Origin of the sequence: Zoogloea sp. (assembly GCF_041914405.1) — a bacterium.
GTDB lineage: Bacteria > Pseudomonadota > Gammaproteobacteria > Burkholderiales > Rhodocyclaceae > Zoogloea.
Genome location: NZ_JAYSDK010000008.1, coordinates 36,130 through 61,829, shown reverse-complemented (window position 1 = coordinate 61,829; position 25,700 = coordinate 36,130). Strand labels below are relative to the sequence as shown.

Below are 25,700 nucleotides of genomic sequence, written 5' to 3'. Positions count from 1 at the left end.
GGCCCTTGGATTTAAGCACGGGGTGGCGAAAGGTCAACGAAGCCGGCGCTCCGCCTTGGGTCAAGCCAGGGGGCGAGGGACGCGGCTGAGTTCCCGCAGGGCGCTGACCTGATCGAGGATGGGCTGCGGTATTGCCACTTCACCGGTCAGCATGGCGCGGACCAGTGCGGCGTTGGCTGCGACTTCCGGATCGTCGGCGCGCCCTTCGACTGGCGGCGCACCGCCTTCCTCCGCCGGAAAGGCGATTTGCGCGCTGCCGTTCACGAACACTTCCAGCCGCGGGCGACGGCGCGGATTGGCAAAGGCCTCTCCCTCGGTGCCGCGCAGCAGCATGGACACACCGCCGGTGGCGACCAGGTGCTGGTGGATGCGCTCCAGGTACTCCGGGTGAGTCATCGAGGCGACGCGCACGCTGTGGCCCGGCGCCGGATCAAGCAGCTTGGCCAGGGTGTGGCCGCTGTTGCGTACGCCCAGGCGCGGGCGCAGGGCGAGCAGCGGTGCCAGCCCCGGTGCCAGGGTTTCCAGCGGCAGGCAGCCCAGATGCCGTTCGGCGAGCTGGGTTTCCGCCTCCGCAAGGCTTGCTGCCGGGTAGATGTCGAGGGCGGCAAGCAGCTCGAAAGGGCTGACCCGGCTATCGAAGTCGTGGCGCCCCTGAATCAGGACCGGAATGCCTTCCCGCGCCAGCAGCAGGGCCAGCAGGGGCATCAGGTTGGCCTGTCGGCGGGCGCCGTTGTAGGTGGGCAGCACAACCATGCGCGGGCCGGCCGGGACCTGGATGTGGGCCGTGCGAGCGTCGAGGGCGCGCTGGAAGCCCAGCAATTCGTCCAGGGACTCGGCCTTGATGCGCATCGACAGGATGATGGCGCCGAGTTCCAGGTCGGGCACGCGACCGTCCAGCATGTCGCCGAACAGGGCTTCAGCCTGGTCGATGGTGAGGGGTTTGGAGCCTTTCGGCCCGCGGCCGATCTCCTTGATGAATGGGGCGTAGGACATGGGTGCAAAGCGCATATCGGTGGATGACCACCGGAGTGTAGCGGATGCGTTGGCGCGGCTGGCAACGGCGCGCTCTGCCCGAGCTAGGATTGGGTCGGCGCGACTTCCAGCTTGATGTCCTGGACTGGCAGGCGGGCGACGCCCTGCATGCCCGCCGCTTCGTCTCCGCGGGAGGTGGCGCGAGCGAACTGGAAGCCGGCCAGGCCGGCCAGCGAAAATTGCAGGCTGCCCAGTTCCTTCTTGAGGCTGGCATCGAGGAAGGTCAGCCTGGCCGCCAGCGCACTGGCGGGCGTTCCTTCGGCGAGCCGCTTCAGGGCGTAGTCGCGCCAGGCCGGATAGTCCCGTCCACCGATCGTCAGCACGAGGGGCGAACAGCGGGCGATGCCGTAGTAGGGCAGCGGCTCGCGCAGTTCCCCGACCCTGCGGCTTGCGATGTCACGAATCAGGTCGATGCCATCGATTTTCGAGATGCCGCCGGTCGGCAGTCCATCGATGCTGAGCCTGAAGCCGGAGACCAGCCAGGGGCGCTGCTTGGTGCCGATGGACAGCTTTTTCAGGGGGCCGGACGGGAGTGCCGCAATCCGTTCTGGTTGCAGGACGGCCCGGACTACGTAGGCATCCTTCTGGGCGGCGGCACAGGGCGGAAAGTGCAGTTCGGTGAGCACGCAGCCCGACAGCCGGAGGCCTTCCTGGATGTTGCCGTTGGTATCTGCGCGCAGCACTTCCAGATCGAGCTGATGATGGCCGCCGTCCGTCAATTCATGCACCCACTTCGTCAGCGGCGGGAAGGCGGGTGGCTGCAAGGAAAGGATCAGTTTGCCAAGCGCCGGCTCGCCGATCTGGATGTCGCTTCGCGAGCTTGGCAGTGCGCTGCTGGGCTCGTGTATCGACCAGCTGATGTCGGGCAGGGTGTAATCCACCAGCGGCAGGATGTCGCCTTCGACATTCAGGTAGCAGCTGCCGATCAACTGTGTGGCGAGGGCTTGTTCAGCCATGATGCTGTCTCCTCGGTGGGCGGGGCGTCGCACGACTGCGTGGCCCTCGCGTCCAAGATAGATGCCGGCGGCAGCAAAGACAATGACGATGTCACGGGGCCGGCTGGGTGCCGTGGCCGGTGGCGGCCGGGCCTCAGCCACGGCATGCTGGTAGCTGACGTCAATCGACACAGGGAGAAGGGTGTGAGATCCGTTTTCTGGAAAGTCCTGCGCCGTGGAGCCGCGTTGCTGGCCACCGGGTTCTGTATTCCGGCGCTGGCGGCGCCGCAGCTGGAAACGCTACGCCTGCCACCGGGCTTCCGGATCGAGGTGCTGACCGACCAGGTCCCCAACGCCCGCGGGATGACTCTCGGAGACTTCGCCGATGGGCGTGGTGTGGTCTATGTGGGCAGTCGCAATGCTGGCAAGGTCTATGGGGTGGAGATCGACAAGGGGCGGGCGACGCGTGTGCGTACCCTGGCCAGCGGGCTGGAGCAGCCAGTGGGGGTGGCCTACCGGGACGGCAGCCTGTTCGTGTCGGTGGTGTCACGCATCGTCGCCCTCGATGGCGTCGGCCGCGGGCTGGATAAGCCGCCCGTGCCCAGAGAGCTGAATGTCCGTTTCCCCAGCGAGACGCACCATGGCTGGAAGTTCATCGCCTTTGGGCCCGATGGCTGGCTTTACGTGCCGGTCGGCGCGCCGTGCAACATCTGTGAGCCGGACGAGCGGCGCTACGCCAACATCCAGCGCGTTCGTGCGGATGGCAGCGGTGCGGAGGTCGTAGCCCGGGGCGTGCGCAACACGGTGGGCTTCGATTGGAACCCGGCCGACGGCAGTCTCTGGTTCACCGATAACGGCCGCGACATGCTCGGTGACGAGCTGCCTTCCGACGAGCTGAACCGGGTTGGCAAGAGCAGCGAGCATTTCGGCTATCCCTATTGCCACCAGGGCGACATCCCCGATCCGGAGTTCGGCGCCAAGCGCGCGTGCAAGGACTTCACGCCGCCGGTCGCTAAGCTGGGTGCCCACGTGGCGGCGCTCGGCATGCGTTTCTACACTGGCCGGATGTTCCCCGCGGCCTATCGCAACAACATCTTCATCGCCGAGCACGGTTCGTGGAACCGCAGCCGCAAGTCCGGCTACCGCATCGTGCGTGTCGAGGTAGACCAAGCCGGCAAGGCGTTGCGCCAGGAGGTCTTTGCCGAAGGCTGGCTGCAGGTCGATCCCGGTGGCCAGGAACGCGTGTGGGGGCGGCCGGCCGATGTGCTAGTTTTGCCGGATGGCTCGCTGCTGATTAGCGATGACCAGGCCGGCGCGATCTACCGGGTGAGCTACGGCGGCGGCGCGTAAGCGCGCATTTGCCCCGATTGCGTCGTTGCGCCTTGGCCGCTAGGCTGCGTCCTTTTCGGTCGCGAGGACGCAAGCAATGAAAGTCGGTTTCATCGGTCTGGGCATCATGGGGCGCCCGATGGCGCTCAACCTCCTCAAGGGCGGCTACGACGTGACCGTGTGGGCGCGCCGCGCCGAATCCATGGCCCCGCTGCTGGAAGCCGGTGCCAAGGGGGCCGCCAATAGCGCGGCGGTGGCCGCGGCCTGTGACGTGGTGTTCTCGATGGTGGCGGACGCCGCCGACGTGGAGCAGGTGGCCCTCGGTGCCGGCGGCGTGGCCGAAGGGGCCAAGGCCGGCCTGATCTATGTGGACATGAGCACCATCGCGCCGGCGGCTGCCCAGTCGATTGCGGCCCGGCTCGCCGAGCGGGGCGTGACGATGCTCGACGCACCCGTATCCGGTGGCGAGGTCGGGGCGATCAACGCCGGGCTGACCATCATGGTCGGCGGCGACGAAGCGGCCTTCGAGAAGGTCAAGCCGCTGTTCGCCTGCATGGGCAAGGCCGCCACGCTGATCGGCGGGCCCGGTGCCGGCCAGGTCGCCAAGGCCTGTAACCAGATTCTCACCGGCGTCGGTGTGATGGCGGTGGCCGAGGCCTTCAACTTTGCCCGCAAGAGCGGTGTCGATGCCGGCCGCGTGCGCGAGGCCCTGCTCGGCGGCTTCGCCTACAGCCGCATCCTCGAGAACCACGGCCAGCGCATGCTCGACCGCAACTTCAAGCCGGGCTTCAAGGCCTGGATGCATCAGAAGGACATGAACATCGTCATGCAGGAGGCCCACCGCCTCGGCCTGATGCTGCCGAGCAGCGCGGCGACGGCCCAGCTCTTCAATGCGTTGGTCGGCAGCGGTATGGGCGAGGAGGACTCCATCGCCGCCCTCAAGTTGTTGGAAAACCTGTCGGGAGAATGACGGTGCGGGTCGGATTTGTCGGACTGGGGGTGATGGGCCGGCCGATGGCCGGCCACCTGCTGGCGGCGGGTCACGAGCTGGCGGTGTGGGCGCGCCGGCCGGAATCGGCGGCGCCGCTGCTTGAGGCCGGCGCCAGCTTTTGTGCGACGCCGGCCGAGCTGGCCAGCCGCTGCGAGGTGGTGATCTCGGTGGTGACGGCCAGCGCCGATGTGGAGAACCTGGCGCTTGGTGCGAGTGGCCTCATCGAGGGTTTCGTGCCGGGTGGCATCCATGTGGACATGAGCACCATCGCACCGGGCACGGCCCGCAAGGTGGCGGCTAGTTATGCCGAGCGCGGCATCGGTTGGCTGGATGCGCCTGTGTCCGGCGGCGAGATCGGCGCGCGGGATGCGACGCTGGCGATCATGGCCGGTGGCGAGGCGGATGTGCTGGAGCGCGTTCGACCGCTGTTCGCCGCGCTGGGCAAGACGGTGGTGCATATCGGTCCGGCCGGGGCGGGTCAAGTGGCCAAGGCCTGCAACCAGATGATCATGGTCAATGCGATCCAGGCCTGCGCCGAGGCGATGCGCCTGGCCAGTGCCCATGGGGTTGACCTGGCCCGCGTGCGCGAAGCCCTGATGGGCGGCTCGGCTGGCTCGCGGGTGCTCGACGTGATGGGAGATCGCATGGCCCGGCGGGACTTCGTCGCCGGCATCCAGTCGCGGCTGCATCACAAGGATTTCGCTATCCTGATGGAAGAGGCCCGTCAGATTGGTGCGCCGCTTCCGGTGGCGGCCCAGACCTGGCAGCAGCTCAACGCGCTGATGGCGCTTGGCGGCGGCCGGGACGATACGGCGAGCCTGTTGAAGGTGCTCGAACCCGCGGGAGAATGATCGTGACGACGCCAATTTCACGCCGACGCTTTGCGCTGTCGCTGGGGGCCGCAGTGGCGGCGAGCGTGCTGGGGGGCTGCGCCGGGCTGACGCTGGGCCTGAAAAAGCCCGACGTGAAGGTGGCCGGCATCCGCCTGCTGGACGCTGGCCTGTTTGAGCAGCGTTTTGTCGTGAGCCTGCGCATCACCAACCCGAACAACGCCGAGATTCCCATCGAAGGGCTTGATGTCAACGTGGACATCAACGGCCAACCCTTTGCGCATGGGGTCAGCAATCAGGCGGTGGTGGTGCCGCGGCTCGGCGAAGCCGTACTGGATGTGACCGCCACGACCGGGCTGGACAAGTTGCTGCGCCAGTTCGGCGAACTGGGGCGGGGCCGCGACAAGGTCGATTACCGAATCCGCGGGCGCCTGGTGACCGGCAATCTGGGCGGCTTTGACTTTGACAAGAGTGGCGAGGTGGCTTTCCCGAAGATCTTTGGCGGCAGCAACGGATCGAAGTCCGAGCCTGTGCCCGAGAAGGGGCCGTCGGAGACTTTCTGAGCCGTGGCTGGGATGCTTTTCCCGTGGGGGGCGAGTGCATTCGCCTCCACAGGCCTTCGCCCCTGCGGGGCGCGCTTACAAACCAACATGGGCTTACATTCCGCTTGCCAACGCGGGGCGGCTCGTCGCGTTATTTCCTGCAAGGGGTGGCACTTGCGCCGCCCGATCCAAGCAGGAGTTGAACCATGAAAAAGCTCATGATCCCGGCGGTTCTGGCCGCCGTCGTTTTCAGCGCCAATGCCTTTGCCGATCGCGGCTGGGACGATGACGACGATCACTGCGATCACCGGTATCGCCACGGCGGCCGTCCGGTGGTGGTCTACGAGCAGCCGCAGGTGGTGTACCAGGCGCCGCCGGCCGTCTATCAGGCTCCGCCGCAGGTGGTGTACCGGGAGCGCATTGTCTATCGCGACCGGCCGGTCTATTACGCCCAGCCGCAGCCGGAGGCCTATTACCCGCCGCAACCGGCTGTCACCTATCCGCGCTACGACGGCAACCGGGTGGTTGGCCAGGCGGTCGGTGCGCTGGCTGGCGGGGTGATCGGCAACCAGATCGGCCGGGGTAGCGGCCGCGTGGCGGCGACCGCCGTCGGTGCGGTGCTGGGCAGCGTGGTGGGTAGCCGGATGGCCGGCTACCCTTACTGATCAGACCGGCGTCAGCGACACCAGCCGTGAGGCGCGCAGGCCGCGCAGCATGGTGGTCATGTCGGTGGCGCTGAGGGGGCGGCTGCACAGGTAGCCCTGGTAGGCGTCGCAGCGCCAGCGGCGCAGCAGGGCCAGCTGGGCCTCGGTCTCCACGCCTTCGGCGATCACTTCCAGGCGCAGGGTGTGGGCCATCGCGACGATCGTCTGGGCGATGGCTGCGTCGTCCGGTTCGCTAACGATGTCCTTGATGAAGGAGCGGTCGATCTTCAGGCGGTCGATCGGGAAGCGCTTGAGGTTGGCCAGGCTTGAGTAGCCGGTGCCGAAATCGTCCACCGACAGCTGCAGGCCGAGCTTCTTGCATTCGGCCAGCAGGCTGCGGGTGTGTTCCGGGTTGCGCATCACCAGGCTCTCGGTCAGCTCCAGATCCAGGTAGGCGGGCGGCAGGCGTGCGTCGGCAAGGGCCGACTTGATGGTGTCGAGCAGGTCGGCATCGTCGAACTGGCGGGCCGAAAGGTTGACGCCCACCGGCACGCGGCAGATGCCTTCCTGCAGCCAGGCATGGTTCTGCCGGCAGGCCTCGTGAAGAACCCAGGCGCCGATCGGGACGATCAGGCCGCACTCCTCGGCGATCGGGATGAACACGTCGGGCGGCACCATCGTGTCGTCCGGCAGGCGCCAGCGGATCAGCGCCTCGAGGCCAATCAGCTCGCCGGACAGGGTGTCCACCTGCGGCTGGTAGAACAGTTCCAGCTGGTTGGCCTCGAGGGCCTGGCGCAGGCGGTTTTCCAGTTCCAGCCGTTCGCTGTAGCGCGCCGACAGGCCGTGGTCGAAGAACTGGTAGTTGTTGCGGCCGCGCTCCTTGGCGAGGTACATGGCGGCGTCGGCGTTCTTGATCAGCGCGTGGCCGTCGAGGCCGTCGCCCGGGTAGAGGGCGATGCCGATGCTCGGCGTGACCGTGCATTGCTGGCCCGACAGGTCGAAGGGGCGGGCCAGGCTGGTGAGGATACGCTCGGCCACGTCTTCCGGCATGCTGCCTTCCTCCAGGTCGCCGAGCACCACCACGAACTCGTCGCCCCCGGTGCGCGCCACCAAATCCCCGTCGCGCACGCAGGCGCGCAGGCGCTGGGCAACCAGCAGCAGCAACTGGTCGCCGGCCTGGTGGCCGAGGGTGTCATTGACGAACTTGAAGCGGTCCAGGTCGGTGAACAGCACCGCCACGCCCCGCTGCAGCTTGGCCGCCTGGCCGATCGCTTCGGACAGATGCTCGTTGAGCAGGGTGCGGTTGGGCAGCGAGGTGAGGTTGTCGTAGTGGGCCAGGTGGCGGATGCGGCTCTCGGCGGCCCGCCGCTGGGTGATGTCGGCGATGATGCCCAGGTAGCCGCGGACTTGTCTCTTGCCGTCGCGCACCACCGAGATGGCGATGTTGGCCGGGAAGATGCTGCCGTCGCGGCGGCGGAGGTTGATCTCCCGCGGTTCCGGGTTGTTGCTGGCGCTGGCTTCTTCGGCGAGGGCGGCAAAGCCATTGCCGCGGTGGGCGAGGGTCCAGCGGGCGATGTCCTCGGCGGTGTGGAAGACCAGCGGTGTTTCCAGGCCGACCAGGCTTTCGGCCGAGTGGCCGAACAGGCGCTCGGCTGCCGGATTGAGGACACGGATGATGCCGTTGGAGTCGGTATAGACGATGGCGTATTCGGCACAGTCCAGAATGGCCCGCTGCAGCGAGGTGGTTTCCCGCAGCAGGGCTTCGGAGCGGGCGTGCTTTTCCACCTCGGTTTCCAGCAGGCGGTTGGTCTCGGCCAGCGCGCTCACGTACTGGCCGAGGGCTTCGTTGGCGTCCGCCAGCGCGAGGGTCTTTTCGGTGACCTGGTGGCGGATGGCTTCGGCCCGGGTTTGCAGAACGTACAGGACCAGCGCGGCCAGGACGCCGAGAGACAGGCCGGAAAACAGCTTGGCGCCAGCTTCAGGGGTCGGCTCGTCGGTCAGGCCGGTGCTACCCGGAGCGGCGATCAGCAGCCAGTGGTGATCATAGATCTGGATGGCGTCCGCGTAGGACTGGTCGCCCAGGCGGTAGTCCGGCGTCGCGAACAGCCGATGGGCGTCGTCATTGGTGTCGATGAGTTCGAATTCCACGGGAGTACGGCCGTCGTCCGTTGCGGGAGTGAGCATCTCGTGGAGCAGCCGGTGCAGCGGAACCTCTATGAACACCAGTTCGTGGGCTACGGTGCGCGGCGCGGCGAAGAGCCGGATGGGCGCGAGCAACAGCAGGGTCTCGCCGCCGTTGCCGTCACCCTGGTGTGCGGTGAGCACACGACTGGCCGTGCCCGCCTGACCGTTGGCCGCCTGAATGATCCGTTGCTGGAGGCTGCGCTTGGCCTCGTCCGGAATGTGCTCGGCAGGAAACAGGGCGCTTTCAGGCTGCGCTTCACCCTTTGATGTCACGCCAACGCGCAGCCGGGCCTCGCCATCTTTCAGGCTGAGGACGCCGAGTCGGCTGATTTCCGGGTGGTGGGCCAGTAGTGGTGCGACGAAGTCGGCGAATTCGCGCTTGTCGGTCTGCGGGGCCTGCGCCAAATGGCGCCGCAGGACTTCACTGAGGGTGACCAGACCTTCGGCCTGCTCGCGCAACTGGGCGATGTGCTGTCGGGCCAGCTGCTGGAAACGCGCACCCGCGACCTCCCGCTCCTCACGGATGGTGCTCTGGTAACTGTTCAGCGTGAAAGCAAAAACCAGGGCGAAGACAAGAACAGCCAGCCCGTAACGGCGAAATGCGTCGACAACCTTAGCGGAAGCCGTGCTGCGGGTCATCGAGTCTCCTGATGGAATTACGGGATCTCTATCGGCGGATCCTCGCCCCACTTAACGGCCGCAAGCTGCCGATCTTGAGTTCCGTTCCGGATCAGTCGTCGCCGAAGACCTGGCGTAGCCGTTCAGCTTCGCGCTCGTGATCCACTTCCACGTCGGCGAAGCGCTGGGCGATGGCGCGGAACTCGTCCTGCAGTTCGACGAAGGCGTCGAGGATGTCCGGGTCGAAGTGGGTGCCCCGTCCCTGTTGCAGGAGGGCGCTGGCCTCCTCGTGGGTGAAGGCGGGCTTGTAGACCCGCTTGCTGATCAGTGCGTCGTATACGTCGGCGACGGCCATCAGGCGGGCCGAGAGGGGGATGCGTTCGCCGGCGAGGCTCTGGGGATAGCCGCTGCCGTCCCATTTTTCCTGGTGGGAGAGGGCAATCTCCTTGGCGTAGCGCAGGTAGCCGGCAGACAGGCTGAACAGGGATGCGGCCCGGCTGATGGCTTCCATGCCGAGGGTGGTGTGGGTCTTCATGATCTCGAACTCGGCCGGGGTCAGGCGGCCGGGCTTGAGGAGGATTCGGTCGGGGATGCCGACCTTGCCGATGTCGTGCAGCGGCGCCGACTTGTACATCAGCTCGATGTTCTCGTCGCTCAGTTCGCTGCTGAAGCGCGGGTGATGCTGCAGGTGGCGGGCGAGGGCGCGCACGTACATCTGGGTACGCCGGATGTGGTTGCCGGTTTCGTTGTCGCGGGTTTCGGCGAGGGAGGCCATCGCGACGATGGTGGCGTCCTGCATCAGCCCCAGTTCCCGGGTCCGGCGCACGACCTCCTGCTCGAGGTAGGTGTTGCGGTCGCGCAGGAAGTCGCTGGCGGCCTTGAGGGTCAGGTGGTTGCGGATCCGGGTCAGGACCAGCGGTGGGCTGATCGGCTTGGTGATGTAGTCCACCGCGCCGGCGTCGAAGCCGAGCTGCTCATCCACCTCCTCGTTGCGAATGGTCAGGAAGATCACCGGGATGCTGGCGGTCTGCGGGTCATGCATCAGGCGCCGGCATACCTCGTAGCCGTCCATGTCCGGCATCGTCACGTCGAGCAGGATCAGGTCCGGTTGCGGCTTGCTGGCCGCCAGGGCCAGGGCGCGGGCGCCGTTGGTGGCGATGCGCGTACGGAAGTCGGCGTGGTGCAGGCAGTGGACGATGGGCTCGATGGAGTCCGGGGCGTCATCGACAACAAGGATCAGCGGGTTGCGGGGATCGGTAGAGGGCATTGGTCAGTGGCTCCGGCACCCGTTAGGTGCCATTCGGCTGGTTGTGCGAGGACAGGCATGCCAGGGCCTGATCATAGTCGTAAGCCTGCAGGGCGCCAGCGATTTCTCCGGCGGTTTCGCTGCCCAGGCGTGCAGCCAGGTCGGCACGGATCTGCCGGAAGCGGGCGGGTGCGCAGCCGTCGGCGGCTTCGATGAGCTGGGCCAGTTCCCGGAGCGCCACTTCGAACGCGGCATCGTCGAGCTGGCACCCCTCACGGGCCTCCTCTTCGGGCGGAAGGGCGTTGGCAAGCAGTGCCTGCAGGCTTTCCATCTCGGCGTGCAGGCTACGGCGGGCCGCATCGGAGGTGCTCCCCGCCCGCAGGGCGGATTCGACGGCTGCCGCCGCTTCCTGCAGGGCGGTGGCGCCGAGGTTGGCGGCGGCTCCGCGCAGGGTGTGGGCCAGGCGTTCGGCGGTGGCGGCGTCCCCGGCGGCCAGCGCGGCATCGATGCGCTGAGGGCAATCGACCTGGCTGCGGCTGAGCTGGCGCAGCAGGCCGAGGTAGCGGGCGGCGTCGTTGCCGACCCGGCGGAGCGCTGCGCCCACATTGAGGCCGGGCAGGGGCGGCAGGCTGCCGACCGGTTCGGCGGGGACGGCGCCTCGAGCCCTGCCGCCACGGGTGTGGCGGAGGATCGCTTCGACCAGGTATTCCACCACGATAGGTTTGGCGACATGGTCGTTCATGCCGGCTTCGAGGCAGCGCTGGCGCTGGTCGACCATTGCGTGGGCGGTCATGGCGATCACCGGCAGGCCGGCCAGCTGCGGATTCAAGCGGATCCGGCGGGTGGCCTCGAGGCCGTCCATCTCGGGCATCTGCAGGTCCATCAGCACCACGTCGAAGGCGTCCGGTGCGGCATTCAGGGCGTCCACCGCGATCCGGCCGTTGTCGGCCACGTCCACGGTGGCGCCGAGCCGCTCGAGGATGCCGCAGGCGATCTGCTGGTTGATGTCGTTGTCCTCGACGACGAGGATGCGGAGGCCGGCCAGGCTGGGAGCCTCCGCGCGCGTGCTGGGGGCGGGGGGGGCCACGTCGGTGCCGAAGGCTTCGACAATGGCGTCGAGGAGGGTGGAGGCGGTGGCCGGCTTGTGCAGGTAGCCATCGGCACCGGCCTCGGCAGCCTCGGCGGAGGTGTTGTCGTCGCCGAAGGCGGTCAGCAGGATCACCGTCGGCGGCGAGGCGAGGCTGCGGTCCTGCTTGATGCGGCGGGTCGCTTCGATGCCGTTCTGGTCGGGCATGCGCAGATCCATCAGCACCAGTCCGAAGCGATCTCCGCCATCGGCGCGGCGCACGGCGGCCACGGCCTCCGCCGCGGAGGACACGGCCTCGCAGCGGAAGGGAAAGTTGCGCAGGAGCTCGAGCAGCACGGTGCGGGCTACCGGGTGGTCGTCCACCACCAGTACCCGCAAGCCTTCGAGGATGCCGGGCAGGGCGCGGGGAGCGCGGGGTTCGGCGAGCTCGAAGCCGACTTCGAAGCTGAAGCAACTGCCTTCGCCGGGCACGCTGCGGACCACCAGCTGCCCCCCCATGATGGCGACCAGGTGGCGCGAGATGGACAGCCCCAGCCCAGTGCCGCCGAAGCGGCGGGTCATCGAGTCGTCGGCCTGGGCGAAGGCTTCGAACAGGCGGGCGAGCTGTTCGGTACTCATGCCGATGCCGGTGTCACGCACCGTGAAGCGCAGCGTGGCTTGGCGCGCCGTGCGGCGCGTGACTTCCACCTGCACGTCGACTTCACCGCGCTCGGTGAACTTGACCGCGTTGCCGACGAGGTTGGTCAGGACCTGGCCGAGGCGCAGCGGGTCCCCGACCAGGTCCTGGGGGACGTCCGGCCCAAGCTGCAGCAGCAGTTCGAGGGATTTCTCGCGGGCTTTCTGGCCGACGAAGGTGAGCACGTTGTCGAGCACCTGGTCGAGCGCGAAGGGGACCTGCTCGAGGCTTAGCTTGCCGGCCTCGATCTTCGAGAAGTCCAGGATGTCATTGACCACGTGCAGCAGCGAGGTGCCGGCGGCATGGATCTTGGTGACGTAGTCGAGCTGGCGTGGCGGCAGTTCGGTGCCCAGACACAGGCTGGCCAGGCCGATGATGGCGTTCATCGGCGTGCGGATCTCGTGGCTCATGTTGGCCAGGAAACGGGCCTTGGACTCCGCCGCCTCTTCGGCCAGGCGCTTGGCCTCGCGCAGGGTATCGACGGCCTGGCGGTAGAGGGAGAGATCCTCGAAGACCCAGATGCAATCGGTGATTTCGCCATTGTCCTCGGCCAGGCCGCTGACCGACAGGCCGACCCATAGCGGTTCGCCGCTGCGTCGGCGGAGCTGGCATTCACGGCGCCAGACCCCGTTGGTGCGCAGGGCCTCCCATTGTTCAGCCTGGAACTCGAAGGGCAGGCCAAGGGCGTCGAGCAGGTCTGGCCGGGTGCCACGCAGGTCTTCGATGCTGAAGCCGCAAACCTGGCTGAAGCGTGGGTTGGCGTACTGGATGGCGCCACCCGGCGAGGTGATCAGGAGCATCGACGGGCTTTGCTCGACGGCCAGGGATAGCTTGCGCAGCTCCTGTTCGGCGGTCTTGCGGGCGGTGATGTCATAGCACCAGCTAATCAGGGCCGGGGCCCCTTTCATCTCGATCTGTTCCATGGTCATCAGGGTCCAGAACGACCTGCCGCCTATGTCCTGGAACTCGATCTCCATATCCCGCACCGGCAAGCCTTCACGCAGGCGGCCGAGGGCTCGTTCGCCCGCCGCCGGGTCGCGGAACCAGCCGGTCACCGGGCGCTCCATGAAGGTCTGCATGTCGGTACCGGCCAGCACCAGGGCGCGGGTGTTGGCGAACAGGGGCGTGCCTTCCGGGCGGTTGATGACCACTGCGACCGGGCTCGACTCGAGCATCCGCCGGCTCCATTCGTCGGCAGCCAGGGCCTTGCGCTCGGCTGCCTTCTGGGCGGAGATGTCCACCATGACGCCGAGCAGCCCGCCGGGGCCACCGTTCGCCAGCCGGAAGCCGGATACCCAGTAGAGGACGTCGTGCTCGCGGCCGTCGGCGAAGGGCATGCGGCGTTCGCTGTGGGCGGCGCTGGCGTTGGCGATGACCAGCAGGTCCTCCTCCTGAAAAGCCATGCGCTCGGCCGGACGCAGGTAGGGGAGGTCGAGCACGGTCTTGCCGATCAGGAAGGCGCGGGTGGTGCCGAAGGCTTCCTCGTAGGCCCTGTTGCAGCCCAGGAAGCGCCCGTCGGAGTCCTTGTAGAACACCGGGTTGGGCAGAGCGTCGAGGAGCACTTCGATGAACAGCAGCTGGTTGGCCACCGCCTGGGACTTTTCCTCCAGCTGATGGGTGCGTAGGTCCACCTTCTCTTCCAGCTCGTTGCGGGCTTGGATCAGCTCGTCGGCGGCCCGCTGCAGCTGGGTGCGCATGTTCTCCTGGGATTCCGCCAGGCCAGCGATTTCGCGCCAGGGGGTGGCGAGGGGCGGGGTGGGGGAGAGGTCGAGCCGGCCGATGCGCTCGCTACGCTCGACCAGGGCGGCGAGGTCGGTTTCAATGCGGCGCGACACGCGGCGGGCCAGCTGGGTGGCGATCAGTGCCGCGGCGATGATCAATGCCAGCAGTGCCGGCGCCACGTCGCGCAGGCGCGCCGGGATGAAATCGGTCTCGCGGGCAAAGCCGCCGACCCACCACTGCTGGTTGCCCAGTTGGAGGGGGATGAACTCGGCCAGCCAGTCTTCGTGCTCGTTCTCGAAATGGAAGCTCTTGTCGCCCAGGCGATCATTGTCGAGCCAGCGGGCGTAGCCGTGGGTGAGAAAGTCCACGTTGAGTTCGGCCACCGGGCGCAATACCGCAGCGCGGCGGTCTTCAAGGTTGGCGAAGCGCGGATAGCGAGGCACGCCGATCACGTCGCCAGCGGCGCTGAGGATCGCGCTGCCGCCCCGTTCGCCGACCGGCGTATCCACGGTCAGCACCGACAGGGCGTCGAGCTGGATCTCGAAGGCCAGCATGCGGGGCTGGCCGTCGGGGCCCAGCCAGCGGGTGGCCACCGCAATGCCGCTGTCGCCGTTGGGGGGGCTGCGGTAGGGCGGGGACCAGGCCAGCGGGTCGAGCGCCGGTGCCTGCATGGCGGTGTCGAACCATGCTTGCCGGCGGGCGTCATCCCGCTCTTCCGAGGACTCCTCGCGCAGCAGGCGGCCGGACGAGGACCAGCGCAGCCAGCGGCTGCCGCCTCCTTGTCTGGTGGCCGGGGTGAGCAGGTTGTACCAGCCGTCGCCGTCCCGCTGCAGGCTCAGGCTGCGCCCGTCGGGACGGGCCATGTGGACGGCGGTGATCAGCTTGGTGCCGGTCAGGACGGGGAGCAGGGCGGTGTTGAAGGCCTCCACGTCGGTGACGTCGAGGCGGCCTGATTCGCTGCGGGCACGGGCGGTACGCAGCTCGATCTCGATGTGGCGGAGCTGCCGTTCCACTTCGGCGTGGACCTGGCGGGTGGCGAGGTCGAGCTGGACTCGCGCCAGGGTCTGGGTGGCCGGCGCGACGACCAGGTAGTGGAAGGCTCCGCCGAAGACCAGCAGGCAGGCCACGAAGACGGCTGACATCCGCCACAGGAGGCTGCGTGCGAGGCTCTGGCGTGGCAGGGGGCTGCGGGGCGGTTGATCGGGCATCGGCCGGGCGTTCAGTCCAGCTCGGCGGGCGGATTGGCCGTGTTCGGGGTGTCGGCTGCCTTGGCCCGCCCGTAACTCTTGAAGCGGGCAACCACCTCGGCCATTTCGACCGGGCCGAGGACGACCGGCGTGCCCAGCTGGCAGGCCCGCCAGTATTGCTCACAGAGGGTCTCGAACTCGATGGCGAGGGCCAGGGTGTGACGGAGGTCTTCGCCGAACACCAGCATGCCGTGATTGGCCAGCAGACAGGCGTTGCGATCTTCCAGCGCGGATAGCGCCGCCTCGGACAAGGCCTGGGTGCCGAAGGTCGCGTAGGGGGCGCAGCGGATGCTGTCGCCGCCGAAGCGGGCGATCATGTAGTGGAAGGCCGGGATGTCGCGCCGATGGCAGGCCAGCGCGGTGGCGAAAGGCGAGTGGGCGTGCAGCACGGCGCCGGCTTCCGGCCGGGCGACGAAGATGTCCCGGTGGATGCGCCACTCGCTGGACGGCGCGTAGGGGCCGCTCCAGCTGCCGTCCATTGCCACCAGGCTCATGTCCTCGCTACTGCAGTCCTCGTAGGGGCGGCCGCTGGGGGTGATCAGGAAGCCTCGCGCGCAGCGCACGCTGGCGTTGCCGGCTGTGCCGGCGTTGAGTCCGCTGGCGGCCATGCTGCGGGCGGTGGCGAGCAGACCTTCGCGAAGTACGTTCTCGTTCATCAGAGGCCTCCTGGTGAGAGGTTCAAGCCCGGGCCAGCGGGCCCAGCGCATTGGGCGGGTAGACGCCCAAATCGGTGATTATGCCATCCAGCAATGGTGCGGGCGTGACGTCGAAGGCCGGATTGCAGGCGGCGGAGCGGGGAGGCACCAGCTGCACCCGCTGTACTTCGCCGTCATCGCCAAGGCCGCTGATCGCGCGGACCTCGTCGGCGCTGCGCTCCTCGATCGGGATGTGGCGCCCGTCTGGGCAGCCGAAGTCGATGGTCGAGCGCGGCGCGGCAATATAGAACGGCACCTCATGCGCGGCGGCGGCCAGGGCCTTGAGGTAGGTGCCGACCTTGTTGGCGGTGTCGCCGTTGGCGGCGATGCGGTCGGCGCCGACGATCACGCCGTCCACGCGCCCCTCGGCCATCAGCCAGCCGGCCGCGTTGTCGGCGATCAGCGTGTGGGGCACGCCGGCGCGGGCCAACTCCCAGGCGGTCAGCAGGCCCTGGTTGCGCGGGCGGGTTTCGCTGACCCACACGTGGACTGGCAGGCCGGCGGCGTGGGCGGCGTAGATCGGGGCCAGCGCGGTGCCGTGGCCACAGGTGGCGAGCCAGCCGGCGTTGCAGTGGGTCATCAGTTGCAGGGGACGCTGGCCGGCGCCCGGCAGCTGGCGCAGCAGTTCAAGGCCGTATTGGCCGATGGCGGCGTTGGCCGCGGCGTCACCGGCGCGGATCGCCTCGGCCTCGGCCCAGGCGGCGGCACTGCGCGCGCTGGCCTGCAGCGGGGCGAGCGCCGCGTGCATGCGGTCCAGCGCCCAGTGCAGATTGACGGCGGTGGGGCGGGTCTGGCGCAGGCAGGCGTCGGCGTCCTGCAGCGCGGCGTCCGAGCCATCTTCGCGCAGGGCCAATGCAATGCCGAAGGCGGCGGTGGCGCCGATCAGCGGAGCGCCGCGCACCTGCATGTCGCGGATCGCGGTGGCAGCGTCGGCCAGGCTGTCGAGGCGAAGGAAGACTTCCCGGTAGGGCAGGCGGGTCTGGTCGAGAATCACGACCTGGTCGCCGTCGCGGCGCAGGGTTGGGCAGGTGTCGGACACGGTGGTTCCTCGTTGAATGGCGGCCAGATTGTAGCGGCGCCTGACGCCGGTTGGCTCTGCCACGGTCCATCTGCCAGAATCGGCGGGCCTGATCCGGAGTGTATTTGCGATGCCGTCTTTTCCCATGCCGATTGTTTCCCGTCTGCCCGAAGTGGGGACGACGGTATTTACCGTGATGTCCCGCCTGGCCCAGGAGTGCGGGGCGATCAACCTGTCCCAGGGCTTTCCCGACTTCAATGCGGAGGACGCGTTGTTCGAGCGGGTCGCCCACTGGATGCGCAGCGGCCACAACCAATACGCGCCGATGGCGGGCACGCCGGCGTTGCGCGCGGCGATCGCCGCCAAGGTGCAGGACTTGTACGGGGCGGCCTACGACCCGGAACACGAGATCACGGTGACCGCCGGCGCAACCCAGGCCTTGTTCACCGCGGTGGCGGCGCTGGTCCATCCGGGGGACGAGGTGATCGTCTTCGAGCCGGTCTACGATTCCTACGTGCCGGCCATCACGCTGCAAGGCGGCGTGGTGCGCCGTGCCTGCCTGGCCGCGCCGGACTACCGGCCCGACTGGGATGCGGTGCAGGCGCTGGTCACGCCGCGCACGCGGATGATCATGATCAACACGCCGCACAACCCCACCGGCACCGTGTGGTCGGCGGGTGATCTGCAGCGGCTGGCGCAGATCACCCGCGGCACCGGCATCGTGGTGGTGGCCGACGAGGTGTATGAGCACATCGTCTTCGACGGCGCCCGCCACGAGAGCGCCGCCCGCTACCCGGAGCTGGCCGAGCGCAGCCTCATCGTCTCCAGCTTCGGCAAGACCTACCACGTGACGGGCTGGAAAGTGGGCTACGTGCTGGCGCCGCGGGAGCTGATGGCGGAATTCCGCAAGGTGCACCAGTTCAACGTGTTTACCGTCAATACGCCGGTGCAGTTGGCGCTGGCCGACTACATGGCCGATGCCGGGCGCCATCTGCGCCTGGCCGCGTTCTACCAAGAAAAGCGCGATTTCTTCCGGCGCGGGCTGGCTGGCACCCGCTTCGAGCTGCTGCCCTGCGCTGGCACCTATTTCCAGACGGCCCGCTACACGGCGATCGCCGACATGCCCGACACGGAGTTCGTGGAATGGCTGACCCGCGAGGTCGGCGTCGCGGCGATTCCGCTGTCGGCCTTCTTCGGCGACGGCCGCGACGAAAAGGTGATCCGCTTCTGCTTCGCCAAGCGGGATGACACGCTGGAGGCGGCTTTCGAGCGCCTCGGACGCTTCTGCTAAACTGCCCCGGAAATCCCCGGAGGCCTCTGTCTTGCGCAATATCCTGCTGTTTGTGCTGTTCCTGCTGGCTGTTTTCTACGTTCGTCGCGCCCTGCGGGGTGGCCCGCGACGGGAGGAGGGTGGAGATTCCGCGCCGGAGCAGCCGGCGAGCCAGGCGCCGGTCGGCGAGATCGAGCAGATGGTGGCCTGCGCCCATTGCGGCGTGCATGTGCCGGAGAGCGAAGGTGTGACGAGCGGCGGCCGCTTCTTTTGCTCGGAGGAGCATCGCCGCCTCGGCGCCCGCCCGTGAGCGCCGGTTCCGCGCCCCTCGAGGGCAGTTTTCCGCCGGACGACGACCGTAGCCAGCCGCTGCGTTATCTCAACCTGTTCCGCCTGGTGCTGGCCGGGTTGTTCGTGGTGGCTGGGCGGGCGCTGCAGCTTGGCAGCGATTCGCCGACCCTGTTCTTCGGCGCCGCCTTCGCCTATCTGGCGGCGGTGTTGATCCTCGGCTTCCCCGACGCCGCCCGCCTGCTGGGCATGAACCGCGTGGTCACCCTGCAGGTGCTGGTGGACATCACCCTGCTGACGCTGATCATGTGGGCCAGCGGCGGCTACCGCAGCGGCATGCCGATCCTCATCCTGGTGGCGTTGGCCGGTGCCGGCCTGGTCGGGCAGGGGCGCATGGTGCTGTTCTACGCGTCTTACGCGACGCTGGCAGTGCTGCTCGAGAACACACTGCGCCTGCTGTCCGGCAGGCCGCTGACTGACTTCTTCACGGTTGGTGTGACCTGCATCGGCTTCTTCGCCATTGCCCAGGTGGCGCGACTGCTGGCTTTGCGGGCGATCGCCAATGAAAACCTGGCCCGCCAGCGCGGGGCCGACCTGGCCAGCCAGTTGCGCCTCAACCGGCAGATCATCCAGGACATGCAGGACGGCGTACTGGTGGTCGGTGAGGAGGGCGTCGTACGCCACTACAACCCCCAGGCCGCTGCGCTGCTGGGCCCGGCGCTGCAGGACGGCGCCGTGCTGGCGGCCTGTGCGCCGGCCCTGGCTCGGGAGCTGCAACGCGGCACGAACAGCGCGGATTCGGCGCGGCGGGTCCGCGCCGAGTTGACCGGCAAGACCTTGCTGGCACGCCTGCTTCCTGCCGGCGAGGCCGGCGAGACGCTGATCTACCTGGAAGACTACGACCGCATCCACCGCCAGATCCAGCAGGTCAAGCTTGCTGCGCTGGGGCGGCTGACCGCCAGCATCGCCCACGAGATCCGCAATCCGCTGGCCTCGGTTTACCAGGCGGCGGAACTGCTGCGCGACGAGAAGCGCAGCGACATGCAGGCTCGCCTGATCCGTATCATCGGCAACAACGCCCAGCGTATCGACCGCCTGGTCGGCGACGTGCTGGCCCTCGGCCGGCGCGACGAGGCGCTGCCGGAAGCCTTGCCACTGTGCGACTTCGTGGACGAATTTCTGGAAGAGTTCGCGGTGGCCCACGCGGACGATGCACCGGGCATCGTCGTCAATCGGGTCGGTCCTGAACTCCAGATTGCGATGGACCGCACCCACCTGCGCCAGATTTTGTGGAATCTTGTTGGCAATGCGCGCCGCCATTGCAGCGGCCAGCCGGCTGCGGTGACAATTGCGGCAGCGCCCTGCGATGACGGCCGCGTGGCGCTGGATGTGTCCGACGATGGCCCGGGGATTCCCGAGGAGCTTCGGACGCAGGTCTTCGAACCGTTTTTCACCACCCATTCGAAAGGGACCGGCCTGGGCCTCTACATCGCCCGGGAGCTGGCCGAAGCCAACGGCGCGGTGCTCGAACTGTGCCAGCCTGGCGTAGCCTCGTCCGGCGCCCATTTCCGCATCATTGGACGCGTGAAACCATGATCCAGCACGAAAGACGTAACCGCTCCAGCGGCCCGGACGTCCTGATCGTCGATGACGAAGACGACATCCGCGAACTGCTCGAACTGACCCTGCTGCGCCTTGGCCTGGCCAGCGACGGGGCGGCCAACCTGGCCGAAGCCCGGCGCCTGCTTGGCGAGAAGCGCTATCGCCTGTGCCTGACCGACATGCGCCTGCCCGATGGCGACGGCCTGGAACTGGTGCGCTATATCTCGGAGAACGTCCGCGACCTGCCGGTGGCGGTGATCACCGCCTTCGGCAGCATGGACAACGCAGTGACGGCCCTGAAGGCCGGCGCCTTCGACTACCTGGCCAAGCCGGTGTCGATCGACCAGCTGCGGGCCCTGGTGAAGTCCGTCTTTTCTGTGTCGGCCAAGGAGGGCGAGGCCCACCACAAGGACAGCTCCAGCCTGATCGGCGATTCGCCGGCGATGGTGCAGGTGCGCTCGCTGATCGAGAAGCTGGCCCGCAGCCAGGCCCCGGTCTTCATCTCGGGCGAGTCCGGCAGCGGCAAGGAGCGCGCGGCAAGGATGATCCACGATCTGGGCCCCCGCGCGGCGGCCCCCTTCGTGGCGGTGAACTGCGGAGCGATCCCGGAGAGCCTCATGGAGAGCGAGTTCTTCGGGGCGAAGAAGGGGGCGTTCACCGGTGCCGACTCGGACCGGGAAGGCTTCTTCCAGGCCGCCCACGGCGGCACCCTGTTTCTCGACGAGGTCGGCGACCTGCCGCTGGCGATGCAGGTCAAGCTGCTGCGGGCGATTCAGGAGAAGAAATTCCGCCGCCTCGGCGACACCGTCGAGACGGCGGTGGACGTGCGCATCCTCAGCGCCACCCACCAGAACCTGAAGGCCATGGTGGAGGCCTCGCGCTTCCGCCAGGATTTGTTCTACCGCCTCAACGTCATCGAGCTGCGCATGCCGGCGCTGCGGGAGCGCAGCGAGGACATCCCGCGCCTGGCGGAAATCCTCCTCGAACGCCTGGCCGAGTCGTCGGGCCTGCCGGTGGCCCGCCTCAGCGAAGGGGCGGTGAAGGCCCTGGCGGCCTATTCGTTCCCGGGCAATGTGCGGGAGCTGGAGAACATCCTGGAGCGGGCGCTGGCGCTCTCTAGCGGCAATCTGATCGAGGCGGACGATTTGCTGCTTGATCCGGCCGACATCGGCGAGAGCAGCCCGGCCGTCGCTACGGCCCCGACGGGCACCGATCTGCAGGACTACCTCGACCAGGTCGAGCGCCACGCCATCGAGGAGGCACTGGAGAAATCGGGTGGCAATCGCACTGCGGCGGCCCGCCACCTGGGCGTGACCTTCCGTTCCCTGCGCTATCGCTTGGAACGGTTGGGCATGAAGGAGTGATGGACGCCGAGATAGCGGCGGCCGCGGTGGAGCCGGAAGCCGTCCAGCGGGTGGTCAAGGTCCGGCGTGACTACAACGCCTGGGTCGCCCGTGAAACCATCGAGGACTACGCGCTGCGCTTCACTCCGCGCAGCTTCCGACGCTGGTCGGAATGGCGGGTCGCCAACACGGCCTTCGGCGTAGCCTCCTTCCTGGTGCTGGAGGCAGTCGGCGCTACGCTCCTGGTGGATTATGGCTTCAGCAACGCGCTGTGGGCGATCCTCGCTGCCGGGCTGATCATCTTCCTCGCCGGCCTGCCGATAAGCGTTTACGCGGCGCGCTACGGCGTGGACATGGACCTGCTGACCCGCGGCGCTGGCTTCGGCTACATCGGTTCGACGCTTACGTCGCTGATTTACGCGTCCTTCACCTTCATCTTCTTCGCCCTTGAAGCGGCGATCATGGCCTACGCGCTGGACCTGGCCTTCGACATCCCGCCGGCCTGGGGCTACCTGCTGTGCGCGGTGGTGGTGATCCCGCTGGTCACCCACGGTGTGACGGCGATCAGCCGCCTGCAGGCGTGGACCCAGCCCCTGTGGATCCTGATGCTGGTGGTGCCCTACGTCTTCGTGTTCAGCGAACGCCCGGATGTACTGCATGGCATTGTCTCCTACGGCGGCGAGCATGGTGTCGGGGCGGATTTCGACATGCGGGCCTTTGGCGCCGCGCTGACGGTGGGCATCGCGCTGATGACGCAGATGGGCGAGCAGGCCGACTACCTGCGCTTCATGCCCGAGAAGACGCCGGCCAACCGCTGGCGCTGGTGGGGCGGGGTGTTGGTCGGCGGACCGGGCTGGGTGCTGCCGGGGGTCGTCAAGATGCTCGGCGGCGCGCTGCTGGCCTATCTGGCGATCAGCAACTCGGTGCCGGCGGACCGGGCAGTGGACCCCAACCAGATGTATCTGGCCGCCTACGAATACGTGTTTCCCGGCCTGCACTGGGCGGTGGGGGCGACGGCGCTGTTCGTCGTGGTGTCCCAGCTCAAGATCAACGTCACCAACGCCTACGCCGGCTCGCTGGCCTGGTCGAACTTCTTCGCGCGGCTGACCCACAGCCATCCGGGGCGGGTGGTGTGGGTGGTCTTCAATACCTTGATCGCGTTGATGCTGATGGAACTGGACGTCTTCCAGGCCCTCGGCAAGGTACTCGGCCTGTATGCCAACGTGGCCATCTCGTGGATGATGGCGGTGGTCGCTGACCTCGTTATCAACAAGCCGCTGGGGCTGTCGCCGCCGGGTATCGAGTTCAAGCGCGCCCACCTGTTCGACGTCAATCCGGTCGGTGTCGGTGCGATGGGTATCGCGTCGATCTTGTCGGTGGCGGCTTACCTGGGCGTGTTCGGGCCGGACGCGGCGGCCTTCTCGGCTCTCATCGCGCTGGTGGTCGCTTTCATCACCGCGCCGCTGATCGCCTGGGCCACCGGCGGACGCTACTATATCGCGCGCCGGCCAGCGCCGTCGGCAGCCGGCGGTACGCGCCGCTGCGCGATCTGCGAGAGCGAGTACGAGGCCGATGACCTGGCCCATTGCCCGGCCTACCAGGGCGACATCTGCTCCCTGTGCTGTTCGCTGGACGCCCGCTGCAACGACCTGTGCAAGCCGGAGGCGCGCCTCTCGGCCCAGTGGTCCGCGGCGATGCGGCGCCTGCTGCCGCGCTCGGTGTGGCCTTACCTGGAGACCGGGCTCGGCCACTACCTGCTGTTGATGGGCGTTATCGCGCCGGGGCTGGCGCTGTTGATGTGGTTGCTGCATTACCATGGTCTCAGCCTGCTCGGCGCCAGCGCGCAGGAGTTCGCGCCGGCCCTGCGACTGGCCTTCCTGAAAGGCTACGCCGCGCTGTTGCTGCTGGCCGGGCTGGTGGTGTGGTGGCTGGTGCTGACCCACAAGAGCCGTCAGGTGGCCCAGGAAGAGTCGAACCGTCAGACCCACCTGCTGATGCGCGAGATCGACTCCCACCGGCGTACCGACGAACAGCTGCAGAAGGCCAAGCAGGTGGCCGACCTGGCCAACCAGGCCAAGAGCCGCTACATCACGGCGATCAGCCACGAACTGCGTACGCCGTTGAACAGCATCCTCGGTTATGCGCAGATCCTCGACGGCGACGACTCTATCCCGGTGCACCGCCGCCAGGCGATCAACGTGATCCGCCGCAGCGGCGATCACCTGCTGTCGGTCATCGAAGGCACGCTGGATATCGCGCGCATCGAGGGGGGCAAGCTGACGCTGGATGTGAAGCCGCTGGATTTCCGCGATTTCATCGCGCAGATCGTCGGTATGTTCGAACTGCAGGCGCGCAACAAGGGGCTGGAGTTCCGCTTCGAGCCGAAGGGCGAGTTGCCGGCCTTCCTGCGCGCCGACGAGAAGCGCCTGCGCCAGATCCTCATCAACCTACTTGGCAACGCGGTGAAGTTTACCGCCCGGGGCCATATCAGCCTGCGCTTTGCCTACCGCATGGAGATGGCGACCTTCGAGATCGAGGATTCGGGGCCGGGCATCTCGGCGGCCGAGATCGAGCGCATCTTCGAACCCTTTTCCCGTGGCAGCTCGGCCCAGGGGGCCAGCGGGGCCGGGCTGGGGCTGACGATCAGCCGCATGTTCGCCGACGTGATGGGCGGCGAGCTGACGGTGACGAGCGAACCGGGCGTCGGCACCACTTTCCGCGTGCGCCTGTTCCTGCCGCAGCTGCGCGACGAGCTGGCGACGCGCCAGTTGCCGCGCCGCAACCGGCTGGGCTACCGCGGCGAGCGGCGGCGCATCCTGATCGTGGACAACGAGCGGGTGGATCGGGAGTTCCTGATCACCTTGCTGGAGCCCCTTGGCTTCGTGCTGGCCCAGGCATCGTCCGGGCAGGAATGCCTCAATGTGCTGCCGGAGTTCCGGCCCGACCTGGTCTTCATGGACCTGGCGATGCCGGGCATGGATGGCTGGGAGACGGTGCGCCGCCTTCGCGCTGGCGCCTACGGCGGGACGCCGGTGGCGATCATCTCGGCCAATGCCTACGAGCGGGGCCTGCACAGCGACGACAACGACCTGGGGATCGGTGCCGCGGACTTCATTCTCAAGCCGGTGCAGGTGAACGAACTGTTGGATTGGATCGGGCAGCGACTGGGCCTCGAGTGGCTGGAGTCCGGGGACGCGCTGCCCATCGCACCGTTGGTCGGCTGGATCGCGCCGCCGGCCGCGCTGCTGGAGCCGTTGGCGCACCAGGTTGAGCTTGGCTATGTGAAGGGCATCCTGGCTCGCCTGGCCGACATCGAAGCGGCCGATCCGGCCTACGCCCCCTTTGTGGCCGAAGTGCGCGAGCTGACCCGCGGCTTCCGCCTCGACGCTATTCCTCCGTTGCTGGAAAAAGCCCGCCATGTCTGATTTCGACCGGCTCAATTCCGACCTCGTGCTGATCGTGGACGACATTCCGGAGAACCTGTCGGTGCTCCACGACGCCCTTGATGAATCCGGCTACACGGTGCTGGTCGCCACCAACGGCGAGACGGCGCTGCAGCGGGCACGCCAGAGCCTGCCCGACGTGATCTTGCTTGACGCGATGATGCCGGGCATGGATGGCTTCGAGGTGGCACGGCGACTGAAGGCCGATTTCACGACGCGCCACATCCCCATCGTCTTCATGACCGGGCTGACCGAGACCGAGCATGTGGTGGCGGCCTTCGCCGCCGGTGGGGCGGACTACGTGACCAAGCCGATCCGCCCGCAGGAGGTACTGGCCCGCATCGCCGCCCACATGCAGAGCGCGCGCCTGATGAAGCAGGCGCGCAGCGCGCTGGATGCCTTCGGCCAGGCGACCCTGGCGATCCGCCCGGAGAGCGGCCGGGTGGTATGGCAGACGCCGCTGGCGAGGAAGCTGATGCAGATCTATTTCGAGGGCGTGGAAGGTTTGGAAGACCAGGCGCCGCCGCCGGTGATGGCCTGGGTGCAGTCTTCCGGCCGCGCCCGTGGCGAGGGGCACGAGTTTCCACCCCTGTCTCTGAATCAGGGGGCGCGCCGGCTGATCTTTACGTTGCACGACCGGACCGGTGACAATGAGTGGCTGGTGAGCTTGCGCGAGGAGTCGGACGCGGCGGTGCTCGACGCGTTGATGGGCGCCTTCCGCCTGACCAACCGCGAGGCCGAAGTGCTGTACTGGGTGATCAAGGGCAAGACCAGCCCGGATATCGGCGAGATCCTCGGTTCCAGCCCGCGCACCGTCAACAAGCACCTGGAGCACGTCTTCGCCAAGCTGGGGGTTGAGAACCGCACCGCGGCGGCGTCGGTGGCGATGGCGCGTATCCGCGCCGGTGGTGCAGGAGAGGGCTAGGCTGACCCTGGGCGCTGAACTGTAGGGGCGAAT

Annotated in this window: 18 protein-coding genes; 11 read left to right on the top strand and 7 right to left on the bottom strand. The window is 67.8% G+C overall.

Annotated features, from left to right (window positions below):
• Positions 1 to 60: 60 nt before the first annotated feature.
• Positions 61 to 993, bottom strand: a complete 933-nt coding sequence (ybiB, locus tag ACE3RX_RS06800) for a DNA-binding protein YbiB (protein WP_374481660.1) — start codon at positions 991 to 993, stop codon at positions 61 to 63.
• 83 nt (positions 994 to 1,076) lie between these two features.
• Entirely contained in the window at positions 1,077 to 1,988 is a 912-nt protein-coding gene (locus tag ACE3RX_RS06795) for a hypothetical protein (RefSeq protein ID WP_374481658.1), read from the bottom strand.
• Positions 1,989 to 2,171: 183 nt separating this feature from the next.
• Between ACE3RX_RS06795 and ACE3RX_RS06790 the strand changes: the two genes are divergently transcribed.
• From ACE3RX_RS06790 to ACE3RX_RS06770, 5 genes are all read left to right on the top strand, one after another.
• Complete coding sequence (locus ACE3RX_RS06790; protein ID WP_374481656.1) at positions 2,172 to 3,317, top strand: sorbosone dehydrogenase family protein; 1,146 nt, start codon at positions 2,172 to 2,174, stop codon at positions 3,315 to 3,317.
• A gap of 76 nt (positions 3,318 to 3,393) precedes the next feature.
• The gene (locus tag ACE3RX_RS06785) at positions 3,394 to 4,266 is read left to right on the top strand and encodes an NAD(P)-dependent oxidoreductase (RefSeq protein ID WP_374481654.1); all 873 of its coding nucleotides are present in this window, start codon (positions 3,394 to 3,396) and stop codon (positions 4,264 to 4,266) included.
• 2 nt (positions 4,267 to 4,268) lie between these two features.
• On the top strand, positions 4,269 to 5,138 hold the full coding sequence (locus ACE3RX_RS06780; protein WP_374481652.1) for an NAD(P)-dependent oxidoreductase: 870 nt from the start codon (positions 4,269 to 4,271) through the stop codon (positions 5,136 to 5,138).
• A 2-nt stretch (positions 5,139 to 5,140) separates the two neighbouring features.
• Positions 5,141 to 5,680, top strand: coding sequence for an LEA type 2 family protein (locus tag ACE3RX_RS06775; RefSeq protein WP_374481650.1), 540 nt, complete (start codon positions 5,141 to 5,143; stop codon positions 5,678 to 5,680).
• Between the two features lie 185 nt (positions 5,681 to 5,865).
• Complete coding sequence (locus ACE3RX_RS06770; protein WP_374481648.1) at positions 5,866 to 6,324, top strand: glycine zipper 2TM domain-containing protein; 459 nt, start codon at positions 5,866 to 5,868, stop codon at positions 6,322 to 6,324.
• Here ACE3RX_RS06770 and ACE3RX_RS06765 read toward each other — a convergent pair whose 3' ends face one another.
• The 5 genes from ACE3RX_RS06765 to mtnA all read right to left on the bottom strand — a co-directional run bounded on the left by ACE3RX_RS06765 (position 6,325) and on the right by mtnA (position 16,817).
• The gene (locus ACE3RX_RS06765; protein WP_374481646.1) at positions 6,325 to 9,126 is read right to left on the bottom strand and encodes a putative bifunctional diguanylate cyclase/phosphodiesterase; all 2,802 of its coding nucleotides are present in this window, start codon (positions 9,124 to 9,126) and stop codon (positions 6,325 to 6,327) included.
• A gap of 91 nt (positions 9,127 to 9,217) precedes the next feature.
• Positions 9,218 to 10,372: an HD domain-containing phosphohydrolase gene (locus ACE3RX_RS06760; RefSeq protein ID WP_374481644.1), complete on the bottom strand. Its 1,155-nt coding sequence runs from the start codon at positions 10,370 to 10,372 to the stop codon at positions 9,218 to 9,220.
• 22 nt (positions 10,373 to 10,394) lie between these two features.
• Complete coding sequence (locus ACE3RX_RS06755; protein WP_374481642.1) at positions 10,395 to 15,044, bottom strand: response regulator; 4,650 nt, start codon at positions 15,042 to 15,044, stop codon at positions 10,395 to 10,397.
• Between the two features lie 11 nt (positions 15,045 to 15,055).
• On the bottom strand, positions 15,056 to 15,739 hold the full coding sequence (locus ACE3RX_RS06750; RefSeq protein WP_374481640.1) for a class II aldolase/adducin family protein: 684 nt from the start codon (positions 15,737 to 15,739) through the stop codon (positions 15,056 to 15,058).
• 22 nt (positions 15,740 to 15,761) lie between these two features.
• A complete protein-coding gene (gene mtnA / locus ACE3RX_RS06745; RefSeq protein WP_374481638.1) occupies positions 15,762 to 16,817 on the bottom strand; it encodes an S-methyl-5-thioribose-1-phosphate isomerase in 1,056 nt (351 codons plus the stop codon).
• Positions 16,818 to 16,926: 109 nt separating this feature from the next.
• Between mtnA and ACE3RX_RS06740 the strand changes: the two genes are divergently transcribed.
• From ACE3RX_RS06740 to ACE3RX_RS06715, 6 genes are read left to right on the top strand one after another with little or no spacing between them, the layout of a single operon-like run.
• Entirely contained in the window at positions 16,927 to 18,087 is a 1,161-nt protein-coding gene (locus ACE3RX_RS06740) for a pyridoxal phosphate-dependent aminotransferase (protein ID WP_374481636.1), read from the top strand.
• 31 nt (positions 18,088 to 18,118) lie between these two features.
• The gene (locus ACE3RX_RS06735; RefSeq protein WP_374481634.1) at positions 18,119 to 18,376 is read left to right on the top strand and encodes a PP0621 family protein; all 258 of its coding nucleotides are present in this window, start codon (positions 18,119 to 18,121) and stop codon (positions 18,374 to 18,376) included.
• Positions 18,373 to 19,950 carry a PAS domain-containing sensor histidine kinase gene (locus ACE3RX_RS06730; protein ID WP_374481632.1) on the top strand — a complete coding sequence of 526 codons (1,578 nt, stop codon included), beginning with the start codon at positions 18,373 to 18,375 and terminating at the stop codon, positions 19,948 to 19,950. Before ACE3RX_RS06735 ends, ACE3RX_RS06730 begins: the two co-directional genes overlap by 4 nt.
• Positions 19,947 to 21,320, top strand: coding sequence for a sigma-54-dependent transcriptional regulator (locus ACE3RX_RS06725; protein ID WP_374481630.1), 1,374 nt, complete (start codon positions 19,947 to 19,949; stop codon positions 21,318 to 21,320). Before ACE3RX_RS06730 ends, ACE3RX_RS06725 begins: the two co-directional genes overlap by 4 nt.
• A complete protein-coding gene (locus ACE3RX_RS06720; protein WP_374481628.1) occupies positions 21,320 to 24,724 on the top strand; it encodes an ATP-binding protein in 3,405 nt (1,134 codons plus the stop codon). Before ACE3RX_RS06725 ends, ACE3RX_RS06720 begins: the two co-directional genes overlap by 1 nt.
• Positions 24,717 to 25,667, top strand: a complete 951-nt coding sequence (locus ACE3RX_RS06715) for a response regulator (RefSeq protein ID WP_374481626.1) — start codon at positions 24,717 to 24,719, stop codon at positions 25,665 to 25,667. Before ACE3RX_RS06720 ends, ACE3RX_RS06715 begins: the two co-directional genes overlap by 8 nt.
• Positions 25,668 to 25,700: the final 33 nt, after the last annotated feature.

Coding starts and splice junctions, on each gene's coding strand:
- ACE3RX_RS06725 (WP_374481630.1), top strand. CDS start 19,947: ATGATCCAGCACGAAAGACGTAACCGCTCCAGCGGCCCGGACGTCCTG.
- ACE3RX_RS06720 (WP_374481628.1), top strand. CDS start 21,320: ATGGACGCCGAGATAGCGGCGGCCGCGGTGGAGCCGGAAGCCGTCCAG.
- ACE3RX_RS06715 (WP_374481626.1), top strand. CDS start 24,717: ATGTCTGATTTCGACCGGCTCAATTCCGACCTCGTGCTGATCGTGGAC.
- ACE3RX_RS06760 (WP_374481644.1), bottom strand. CDS start 10,372: ATGCCCTCTACCGATCCCCGCAACCCGCTGATCCTTGTTGTCGATGAC.
- ACE3RX_RS06765 (WP_374481646.1), bottom strand. CDS start 9,126: ATGACCCGCAGCACGGCTTCCGCTAAGGTTGTCGACGCATTTCGCCGT.
- ybiB (WP_374481660.1), bottom strand. CDS start 993: ATGTCCTACGCCCCATTCATCAAGGAGATCGGCCGCGGGCCGAAAGGC.
- ACE3RX_RS06770 (WP_374481648.1), top strand. CDS start 5,866: ATGAAAAAGCTCATGATCCCGGCGGTTCTGGCCGCCGTCGTTTTCAGC.
- ACE3RX_RS06755 (WP_374481642.1), bottom strand. CDS start 15,044: ATGCCCGATCAACCGCCCCGCAGCCCCCTGCCACGCCAGAGCCTCGCA.
- ACE3RX_RS06785 (WP_374481654.1), top strand. CDS start 3,394: ATGAAAGTCGGTTTCATCGGTCTGGGCATCATGGGGCGCCCGATGGCG.
- ACE3RX_RS06795 (WP_374481658.1), bottom strand. CDS start 1,988: ATGGCTGAACAAGCCCTCGCCACACAGTTGATCGGCAGCTGCTACCTG.
- ACE3RX_RS06750 (WP_374481640.1), bottom strand. CDS start 15,739: ATGAACGAGAACGTACTTCGCGAAGGTCTGCTCGCCACCGCCCGCAGC.
- ACE3RX_RS06740 (WP_374481636.1), top strand. CDS start 16,927: ATGCCGTCTTTTCCCATGCCGATTGTTTCCCGTCTGCCCGAAGTGGGG.